This window comes from Rhodovulum sp. (genome assembly GCF_011048875.1).
Taxonomy (GTDB): Bacteria; Pseudomonadota; Alphaproteobacteria; order Rhodobacterales; family Rhodobacteraceae; genus Rhodovulum; species Rhodovulum tesquicola.
In genome coordinates this window covers 1-9,017 of record NZ_DSDD01000478.1, presented here as the reverse complement: position 1 = coordinate 9,017, position 9,017 = coordinate 1, and the positions used below count along the sequence as shown (strand labels likewise).

Sequence of the window (9,017 nt, the reverse complement as noted above, 5' to 3'; positions counted from 1 at the left end):
GGCGGGCCGGACAGGCATTCTGAGGGGTAACTCGAAGCCGTCTGGTTGAATCCCCGGAAAAAAAGCCCCAGATGTCCGACCAGACCGGAGAGGGCCGAGTGGCTGCCGCCAGCGGGGCAGGTGCCTTCTTGCCAGACCAGGGAAAACGTATGACCGAACTCACCGTCCAATCCTATCCCGTCCTTCCGTTGCGCGACATCGTGGTCTTTCCCCACATGATCGTCCCGCTCTTCGTGGGACGCGAGAAATCCGTCCGCGCGCTGGAAGAGGTGATGCAGGACGACAAGCAGATTCTGCTCTCGGCGCAGATCGATCCTTCGGTCGACGAGCCGTCGACGGACGGTATCTATCGCACCGGCGTCCTTGCGAACGTGCTGCAACTGCTGAAATTGCCCGATGGCACCGTCAAGGTGCTGGTCGAGGGTAAGACCCGCGTGCGCATCATCGAATTCCTCGACAACGACTCGTTCTTCGAGGCCCGTGCGGAGCCCCTGTCCGAGGATCTGGGCGACAAGTCCACGGTCGAGGCGCTGTTGCGTTCGGTCGGTCCCGAATTTGAACGCTATGCCAAGATCAAGAAGAACATCCCCGAAGAGGCGCTGTCCATCGTGTCCGAGACGCGCACGCCGGACAAGCTGGCCGATCTGATCGCGGGACATCTGGGCGTCGAGGTCGCCCAGAAGCAGGAACTTCTGGAAACGCTGGTGATCGCCGAGCGGCTGGAGAGGGTCTATGGCCTGATGCAGGGCGAGATGAGCGTCCTGCAGGTCGAGAAGAAGATCAAGACCCGCGTCAAGTCACAGATGGAGCGGACCCAGCGCGAATACTATCTCAACGAACAGATGAAGGCGATCCAGCGGGAACTCGGCGATGGTGACGAGGGCCAGAACGAGATCGCCGAGCTCGAGGAACGCGTGGCCGCCACGAAGCTCTCGAAAGAGGCGCGCGAAAAGGCCGAGGCCGAGATCAAGAAGCTGAAGTCGATGTCGCCGATGTCGGCCGAGGCGACGGTGGTGCGCAACTATCTCGACTGGATGCTCGCGCTGCCCTGGGGTGTGAAGACCCGGGTCAAGAAGGATCTCACCCGCGCCGAGACGGTGCTGGACGAGGATCATTTCGGGCTGGAAAAGGTCAAGGAGCGCATCGTCGAATACCTCGCCGTGCAGCAGCGGTCGAAGAAGCTGAAGGGGCCGATCCTGTGCCTCGTCGGGCCGCCCGGCGTGGGCAAGACCTCGCTCGGCAAGTCGGTCGCGCGCGCCACGGGGCGCGAGTTCATCCGGATCAGCCTGGGCGGCGTGCGCGACGAATCCGAGATCCGCGGCCACCGGCGGACCTATATCGGCTCGATGCCCGGCAAGATCATCCAGGCGATGAAGAAGGCCAGGTCCACCAACCCGCTGATCCTGCTCGACGAGATCGACAAGATGGGCCAGGACTTCCGCGGCGATCCGGCCAGCGCGATGCTCGAGGTTCTGGACCCCGAACAGAACGCGACCTTCGTCGACCATTACCTCGAGGTGGAATACGACCTCTCGAACGTGATGTTCCTGACTACGGCGAACTCCTACAACATGCCCGGCCCGCTCCTGGACCGGATGGAGATCATCACGCTGGCAGGCTATACCGAGGATGAGAAGCGCGAGATCGCGGTGCGTCACCTGATCCCGAAGCAGATGCAGAACCACGGGTTGAAGCCGAATGAATTCGAGCTGACCGGGGCGGCGCTGACCGAGATGATCCGACGCTATACCCGCGAGGCGGGCGTGCGGAACCTCGAACGCGAGATCGCCAAGCTCTGCCGCAAGGCGGTGACCCGGCTGATCAAGAAGGAGACCGACAAGGTCACGATCACCCCGGACGTGCTGGAGGAGTTCCTGGGCGTCGAGAAGTTTCGCTATGGCCTCGCCGAGAAGGAGGACCAGGTGGGCGTCGTCACCGGGCTGGCCTGGACGTCGGTGGGTGGCGACCTCTTGTCGATCGAGGCGCTCAAGCTGCCCGGCAAGGGCCGGATGAAGACGACCGGCAAGCTGGGCGACGTGATGAAGGAATCGATCGACGCCGCCTCGAGCTTCGTGCGCTCGATCGCGCCCGAGATCGGGGTCAAGCCGCCGCAGTTCGAGAAGGTGGACATCCATGTCCATGTCCCCGAGGGCGCGACGCCCAAGGACGGACCGTCCGCGGGCATCGCCATGGTGACCTCCATCGTGTCGGTGCTGACCGGCATCCCGGTGCGCAAGGACATCGCCATGACCGGCGAGGTGACGCTGCGCGGGAATGTTCTGGCCATCGGCGGGCTCAAGGAAAAGCTGCTGGCGGCGCTGAGGGGCGGCATCAAGACCGTGCTGATCCCCGAGGAAAACGAAAAGGATCTGCCCGAGATCCCCGACAACGTGAAGCGGGGGCTGACGATCATCCCCGTCGCCCATGTCCGGGACGTGCTGAAACGCGCGCTGGTCCGGGCGCCCGAGCCCATCGTCTGGGACGAGGCCGCCGAAGAGGCCGCAGCCCGGGCCGCGGCCAAGTCCACGGGTGAGGACGCGCCGGGGCAGATCGCGCACTGAGCCCGCTCGGGCCGTTCCGGAGAGGCGCGCCGCCATGGCGCGCCTTTTCCCGTTCCGGAACCGCACCGCCCTGGCCCATCCCGGGCGCCCCCTTGCAGGCCAATAGCCCCCTTGCGAACCAGTCAGAGACGGGCTAACAAGCGCGCCACGGGTGATTAGCTCAGTGGTAGAGCGCTTCGTTCACATCGAAGATGTCGGGAGTTCGAATCTCTCATCACCCACCATCCTTCCTTCTCGATCTGACATGGCGCTTGGGCTGGAAGGTGTTTCGCCGCCTCCATCGGTGCAGACGGGTGGTGCAGAGGGGGATTGGCGATGCCCTGTCCGGTCTTGATCGGGTAAACCTGCCACGCGCGTGCCCATGCTCCCCGTGACGAAGCCTGAAAGGCTGAGGGAACCGTCATTGCCGTGCCGGTTGGCGACGGTTTCCGGGCAGTGGGCGAGCAGCAGGGTCGTGGAATAGAGAGGGGCGTTGGCTCCGGACCCTGTGGCGGGTCGGACCGGCGGCGGGGTCGGTCAGGCGGTGATGCGGTTGGGCTCGCAGCCCTGGTCGGTCTCGCCGTCGGAGCGCAGGGCCGCCCACAGGAACAACGCCATCGCGCCCGCCATCCCGCCCAGCCAGTAGGACAGTACCGCACCCAGAAGCCCGGCCTCCCATACAAGGGCGGCAAGAGCCGTGGACAGGGCGCCGGTCAGAATGGAAACGAGAACGAATGCAATCGCCATGGACGTGATCTCCTTGGTCCCAGCCTTCCCGCGATTTCGGGCGGAAATCGGGCATTCCCAAGGAAATGCCGAACCTGGTTAACAGGCGGTTCACGCGGGGCGAATGATATCGGGGTTTCTGCTGCCGGGGGCTTGCGGCAGCGGGCCGCGCCGGTCTAAAGGCTGCGGGGCGGGCGATTAGCTCAGTTGGTAGAGCGCCTCGTTTACACCGAGGATGTCGGGAGTTCGAGTCTCTCATCGCCCACCATGGCACCGCGTCTTGATCCTGTCGCCGTCCCCTGCGAGGGTCGGGCAACAGGCCCGAAAGGAGACGCACCATGACCCGTCCGCTGTCCGATCTGATCGCCCGGGGTCGGGGCATGGTCCCCGCCGATCTGGTGTTGCAGGGCGGCGTCGTGTTCGACCTTGTGACCGGCGACATGATCCCGGGCGATGTGGCGATCTGCGGCCAGACCATCGTCGGGATCGGGGCGACCTATGGGGGGCGGCAGGTGATCGACGTTTCAGGCCTGACGCTGGTGCCGGGCTTCATCGACACGCATCTGCATATCGAAAGCAGCCTTGTCACCCCCTTCGAGTTCGACCGCTGCGTCTGCCCGCGCGGCGTGACCACCGCGATCTGCGACCCCCATGAAATCGCAAATGTGATCGGCCTGCCGGGGATCGACTATTTCCTCGACGCCGCCGCGCGCACGGTGATGGACATTCGCGTGAACCTGTCCTCCTGCGTGCCCTCGACCGAGATGGAGACGGCGGGCGCGCGGATCGGGGCCGACGAGCTCGCCCCGCTCATGGACCACCCCCGGGTGATCGGGCTGGCCGAGATGATGAATTATCCGGGTGTTCTGGCGGGCGATCCGGAGGTTCTGGCCAAGCTCGAGGCGTTCCGGGGCCGCCATATCGACGGGCACGCGCCGCTTCTGTCGGGGCGCGATCTGAACGGCTATGTCGCCGCCGGTATCCGCACCGAGCACGAGGCGACCAGCGCCGAGGAAGCGCGCGAGAAGTTGCAGCGCGGCCTGCGCGTGCTGATCCGCGAAGGCTCGGTCAGCAAGGACATGGCGGCGCTGCGCCCGCTGCTGACCGAGCGCACGGCGCCCTTCATGTGCCTGTGCACCGACGACCGGAACCCGCTGGACATCGCCGAATACGGCCATCTCGACCACATGATCCGCTGGATGATCGGGCAGGGCAGCGATCCGCTGGCGGTCTATCGCGCGGCCTCGCTGTCGGCGGCCGAGGCCTTCGGGCTGAAGGATCGGGGGCTGGTTGCGCCGGGACGGCGGGCCGATATCGTTGCGTTGGGCGACGTCGCGGAATGCCGGGCGGACCTGGTGATCGCGGGCGGGCGCGTGGTCGATGACGCGGCCTTCGACGCGCGCGACGAGATCGCGCCGGTCGGGCGCGGCTCTGTCCGGGCGCCCGCGGTGATGCCCGAGAGCTTTCGCGCCGCGGCGAACGCGACCGAGACCCATGTGATCGGCATCATCGAGGGCAAGATCCTGACCGAGCACCTGGTGGAGGACCTCGGCCCTGTCGATGGCGAGAAGCATGCCGATCCGTCCCGCGACCTTGCCAAGATCGCGGTCGTGGAACGGCACGGGATCAACGGCAACATCGCGGTGGGGTTCGTCCGCGGCTTCGGGCTGCAGGAGGGCGCCATCGCCTCGACGGTCTGTCACGACCACCACAACATCGTGGTGGTCGGCGCCTCGGATGCGGACATGGCCCGCGCCGTCACCCGGCTGGCCGAGATCGAGGGCGGATTCGTCGTGGCGGGGCAGGGCACGATCCTTGCCGAACTGGCGCTGCCGGTGGCGGGGTTGATGAGCCTTGAACCCTTCGAGATCGTCGAGGCGCGGCTGGACCATCTGCGCTCGGCGGCGCGGTCGCTGGGCGTGACGCTGGAGGAGCCTTTCCTGCAACTGGCCTTTCTGTGCCTGCCGGTGATTCCCGCATTGAAGATCACCGATCGCGGGATGGTGGACGTGGACCGATTCGAGATCCTCGGCTGAGGCAGCCGGGACGGGATGCACCCGCCCCGATATTCCCGTCGCGAGGCGCTTGACGCCGTCGGTAGGGCCGCCTAAAAGGCACGTCACGCCGGGCGCGCCCGGACGGCGCTGCGGTTGTAGCTCAGTTGGTTAGAGTACCGGCCTGTCACGCCGGGGGTCGCGGGTTCGAGCCCCGTCAACCGCGCCATCGCCCGTCCGATCCGCCCACGCGAAATGCGCGGTTGTAGCTCAGTTGGTTAGAGTACCGGCCTGTCACGCCGGGGGTCGCGGGTTCGAGCCCCGTCAACCGCGCCACTTCTCCCCTGGATAACGGGGCGTTTATGGCCCGCCTGCTCGATGCAGTCCCGCTCTGGCTGGCGCTGCTGCCGGCCGTGACGGTCGGGCTGTCCCCCTTCCTGCCCGAACCGCACCTGTGGGAAAAGCTCAGGATGCTGTCCGCGGGCGAGTTGCGGCGCGGCATCGACATCTTTGATCTCGCCCTGCACGGCGCGCCTTGGCTGTTGCTTCTGGCCAAGCTGGGCCGAATGGCGCTGCGGCGGCGCTGAGGGCCGGTATCGGGGGGGCTCCCGCCCTCCGTTGGCGGCTTGCGCCGCCGCCTGCGGTTGGGCCCGGCGCCGCGCCAGAGGCGCGGCGCGGTCGCGTCCGGTCCGGGTGGCGCGTCAGGCGGCCAGCGCCGCGAGGATGCGTGCCCAGCTGCGGATGCCCTTGTGGAAACTGGCCACGTCGTATTTCTCGTTCGGCGCGTGGATCGCGTCGTCGTCGCGGGCAAAGCCGATCAGCATCGAATCCATCCCGAGGATCTCCTTGAAATGGCCGGCCACCGGGATCGATCCGCCCGAACCGATGAAGGCGGCCGGGTTCGGCCATTCCGCGGACAGTGCGGTGCGGGCCTTTTCGAAGGCGGGATCGGCGATCGACATCTGCGCCGCGGGCGAGGCGCCGTGGCCGTGGAACTCGACCGTGCAATCGGGCGGCAGCATCGCGCGCACCATGGCGCGGAACGACTCGCGGATTGCCAGCGGGTCCTGCTGGCCGACAAGGCGGAAGCTGATCTTGGCGGAGGCCCTGGCGGGCAGCACCGTCTTGAACCCCGACCCGGCATAGCCGCCCGAGATGCCGTTCACCTCGCAGGTCGGGCGCGACCAGATCATTTCCAGCGGTGTGCGCCCCTTTTCGCCGGCGGGATGCGACAGGCCCACCTCGCCCAGGAACGCGCCCGCGTCGAAGCCCAGGCCCTGCCATTGCCGGGCCACCTCGGCGGGCAGCTCGGGCACGCCGTCGTAGAAGCCCGGCACCGTCACCCGCCCGTCCGCGTCGTGCAGTGCCGCGATGATGCGTGCCAGCACCCGGATCGGGTTCATCGCCGCCCCGCCATACATGCCCGAATGCAGATCCTTCGCGGGGCCCGTGATCGTGACCTCCTCGCCGACCAGCCCGCGCAGCATGGTCACGATGCCGGGCGTGCCTTCGGCGAAAAGACCGGTATCGCAGATCAGCGCGATATCGGCCGTCAGCGCGTCGGCATTCTGTTCGAGGAACGGCACCAGCGAGGGCGAGCCCGATTCCTCCTCGCCCTCGAAGAACATCGTGATGCGCGCGGGCAGGCTGCCGTGAACGGCCTTCCAGACCCGGCAGGCCTCGACAAAGGTCATCAGCTGGCCCTTGTCGTCGGAAGCGCCGCGCCCGCGGATCACCCGGCCGCGCGGGGTGTCCTCGATCGCGGGCTCGAACGGGTTGCGGTGCCACAAGTCCAGCGGGTCGACCGGCTGGACATCGTAATGGCCGTAGAACAGCAGGTGCGGCCCTGTCTCGCCGCCCTTGCCCAGCACCATCGGATGGCCGGGCGTGGGGCAGGGCCGGGCGTCGAAGCCGATGGCGCGCAGATCCTCGGCCAGCCAGTCGGCGGCGGCGGCGCAATCGGCGGCATGGGCCGGGTCGGTCGAGATCGAGGGGATGTGCATCAGCGCCATCAGCCGGTCCAGCGCATGCGGCAGGTCGGCATCGATTCGGGACAGCACGGCGTCGAGGGTCATGGGGGCTCCGGGTTTGCAGGGTCGGGCGGAGCCTAACAGCAGTGCGGGCGCTGTCCAGAGGGCTGGCCGCGCCCGGCGCGGCGCGCCTGGCTGCTGGCGCCTGGATGGTCGATGGGCCTGGGAACGGAGGCACGGATGCGCGGATGCGCGGATGCGGGCGGTCTGTCTGGGGATTGCGATGGTGCTTGTCGCAGGTGCAGGCGCGGCCGAGCCGCTGGACGGCAAGGCGGCACGCGCCCAGCTTTTCGACCCGTCCGGGGTCGAGGTGACTGTGATCGCGCAGGACTTCCTGACGGCGCGGGACCGGACCGCGCTGGAATTCGCCGGGGCACAGCAGAACTATTACGACGCCATCGCGGCAGCCCCGGGCGAGGGACTCCCGTCAGAGGCAACCGTGGCAGCCGCGAACTACCACGATGTCGATTCCGCCCGCGCCGCGGCGCTGAAAAGTCGCGATTCGGCCCGCAAGGGCGGCCCGCTTTGCGTCATTGTCGCCGAGATCCGCCCGATCGGCTGGGCGCCCCGGCAGCTCAGCCTCAGTGCCGATGCCAGCGAAGGGCTTCGCAAGACCTACCGCCCGGGGCGTGGGGCCAAGGCGCTTGCGATCTCGCCCGCGACGGGCATCTGGGCCATGGCCACTGGCCCCGAGGCCGGTCGCGAGGCGGTGGCAAGCTGCGCCCGACAAGCGGGACGCGACGATTGCCGCGTCGTCGTGGCGGACCGCTGAGGCGGCCTGTCCAGTTCGATTGACAGCAATCATGTCAGTGCCACTTGACAGAGATCAAAGTCTGGCGATGCTGGTTGTCATTAAGTGGAGGGAGATGTGGAGCACGCGACCCAACCCACCTGCGAAATCGCGCTGTATCTCCGACGCCGCGCTGCCCCGCAGTCCAGGGGTTTCCGATCGGAACGCGTGGCGGGCGGAATGCGGCGACGGACTTCTGGCGACGGGTGAAATTCGCGGCAACACGGTTAGACAGACGGCTTTTTTCGGCTAAGAAGAACGAATAGGGAAAGAGGAGCGGCGCCGCCGCGTGTCCCGACAGGATGCGCCAGGAGCCACTAGGGGGGGCGCCGCAAGGCACCCGACAAAAACGCAGGACCCGGACGGCCCCTGCCCCGCAGGGGGGCGATCGCCGGTCAGCCAGAGGCCCTTGGGGGGCTGAAAACGAAGGAGAGACGCGGTGGACTATATCGCAGCATTGGACACGGCCATCAACCGGCTGCACGACGAAGGGCGCTACCGCACCTTCATCGACATCGAGCGCCGGAAAGGCCAGTTCCCCAACGCCGTCTGGACCCGTCCCGATGGCGGCCAGCAGGATATCGTGGTCTGGTGCGGCAACGACTATCTGGGCATGGGCCAGCACCCGGTCGTGCTGGACGCGATGCAGGACGCGCTGAACGCCACCGGCGCCGGGTCGGGCGGCACGCGCAACATCTCGGGGACCACGGTCTATCACAAGGCGCTCGAGGCCGAACTGGCCGACCTGCACCAGAAAGAGGCCGCGCTGGTCTTCACCTCGGCCTACAATGCGAATGACGCGACGCTCTCGACGCTGCCGGTCCTGTTTCCCAACCTCGTGATCGTCTCGGACGAACTGAACCACGCCTCGATGATCCAGGGCATCCGGCGCGGGCGTTGCGAAAAGCACATCTTCCGCCACAACGATGTCGCGCAT

At 67.1% G+C, this 9,017-nt stretch carries 7 protein-coding genes and 4 tRNA genes; 9 read left to right on the top strand and 2 right to left on the bottom strand.

Annotated features, from left to right (window positions below; translation table 11 throughout):
• Positions 1–149: 149 nt before the first annotated feature.
• The gene (gene lon / locus ENN83_RS16175) at positions 150–2,561 is read left to right on the top strand and encodes an endopeptidase La (protein WP_287188782.1); all 2,412 of its coding nucleotides are present in this window, start codon (positions 150–152) and stop codon (positions 2,559–2,561) included.
• A gap of 149 nt (positions 2,562–2,710) precedes the next feature.
• Positions 2,711–2,785, top strand: a tRNA-Val gene (locus ENN83_RS16170).
• Positions 2,786–3,077: 292 nt separating this feature from the next.
• Here the strand turns inward: ENN83_RS16170 and ENN83_RS16165 are convergent.
• On the bottom strand, positions 3,078–3,287 hold the full coding sequence (locus ENN83_RS16165) for a hypothetical protein (RefSeq protein WP_287188780.1): 210 nt from the start codon (positions 3,285–3,287) through the stop codon (positions 3,078–3,080).
• Between the two features lie 171 nt (positions 3,288–3,458).
• On the opposite strand from ENN83_RS16165, the gene ENN83_RS16160 reads away from it, so the two are divergent.
• From ENN83_RS16160 to ENN83_RS16140, 5 genes are all read left to right on the top strand, one after another.
• Positions 3,459–3,534: transfer RNA gene (locus tag ENN83_RS16160), tRNA-Val, on the top strand.
• A gap of 70 nt (positions 3,535–3,604) precedes the next feature.
• Positions 3,605–5,302 carry an adenine deaminase gene (gene ade, locus ENN83_RS16155; protein WP_287188778.1) on the top strand — a complete coding sequence of 566 codons (1,698 nt, stop codon included), beginning with the start codon at positions 3,605–3,607 and terminating at the stop codon, positions 5,300–5,302.
• A gap of 110 nt (positions 5,303–5,412) precedes the next feature.
• Positions 5,413–5,489, top strand: a tRNA-Asp gene (locus ENN83_RS16150).
• 30 nt (positions 5,490–5,519) lie between these two features.
• A tRNA-Asp gene (locus tag ENN83_RS16145) sits at positions 5,520–5,596 on the top strand.
• A gap of 26 nt (positions 5,597–5,622) precedes the next feature.
• Positions 5,623–5,847 carry an RND transporter gene (locus tag ENN83_RS16140; protein WP_287188776.1) on the top strand — a complete coding sequence of 75 codons (225 nt, stop codon included), beginning with the start codon at positions 5,623–5,625 and terminating at the stop codon, positions 5,845–5,847.
• A 114-nt stretch (positions 5,848–5,961) separates the two neighbouring features.
• Here the strand turns inward: ENN83_RS16140 and ENN83_RS16135 are convergent, their stop codons facing one another.
• On the bottom strand, positions 5,962–7,335 hold the full coding sequence (locus tag ENN83_RS16135; protein WP_287188775.1) for a M20/M25/M40 family metallo-hydrolase: 1,374 nt from the start codon (positions 7,333–7,335) through the stop codon (positions 5,962–5,964).
• 151 nt (positions 7,336–7,486) lie between these two features.
• Here ENN83_RS16135 and ENN83_RS16130 point away from each other — a divergent pair, with 151 nt between their 5' ends.
• Positions 7,487–8,062: a 5-aminolevulic acid synthase gene (locus ENN83_RS16130; RefSeq protein WP_287188773.1), complete on the top strand. Its 576-nt coding sequence runs from the start codon at positions 7,487–7,489 to the stop codon at positions 8,060–8,062.
• Positions 8,063–8,519: 457 nt separating this feature from the next.
• The coding region (locus tag ENN83_RS16125) for an aminotransferase class I/II-fold pyridoxal phosphate-dependent enzyme (RefSeq protein ID WP_287188771.1) at positions 8,520–9,017 on the top strand (498 nt) is incomplete at its 3' end.

Coding starts and splice junctions, on each gene's coding strand:
- lon (WP_287188782.1), top strand. CDS start 150: ATGACCGAACTCACCGTCCAATCCTATCCCGTCCTTCCGTTGCGCGAC.
- ENN83_RS16165 (WP_287188780.1), bottom strand. CDS start 3,287: ATGGCGATTGCATTCGTTCTCGTTTCCATTCTGACCGGCGCCCTGTCC.
- ade (WP_287188778.1), top strand. CDS start 3,605: ATGACCCGTCCGCTGTCCGATCTGATCGCCCGGGGTCGGGGCATGGTC.
- ENN83_RS16140 (WP_287188776.1), top strand. CDS start 5,623: ATGGCCCGCCTGCTCGATGCAGTCCCGCTCTGGCTGGCGCTGCTGCCG.
- ENN83_RS16135 (WP_287188775.1), bottom strand. CDS start 7,335: ATGACCCTCGACGCCGTGCTGTCCCGAATCGATGCCGACCTGCCGCAT.
- ENN83_RS16130 (WP_287188773.1), top strand. CDS start 7,487: ATGCGGGCGGTCTGTCTGGGGATTGCGATGGTGCTTGTCGCAGGTGCA.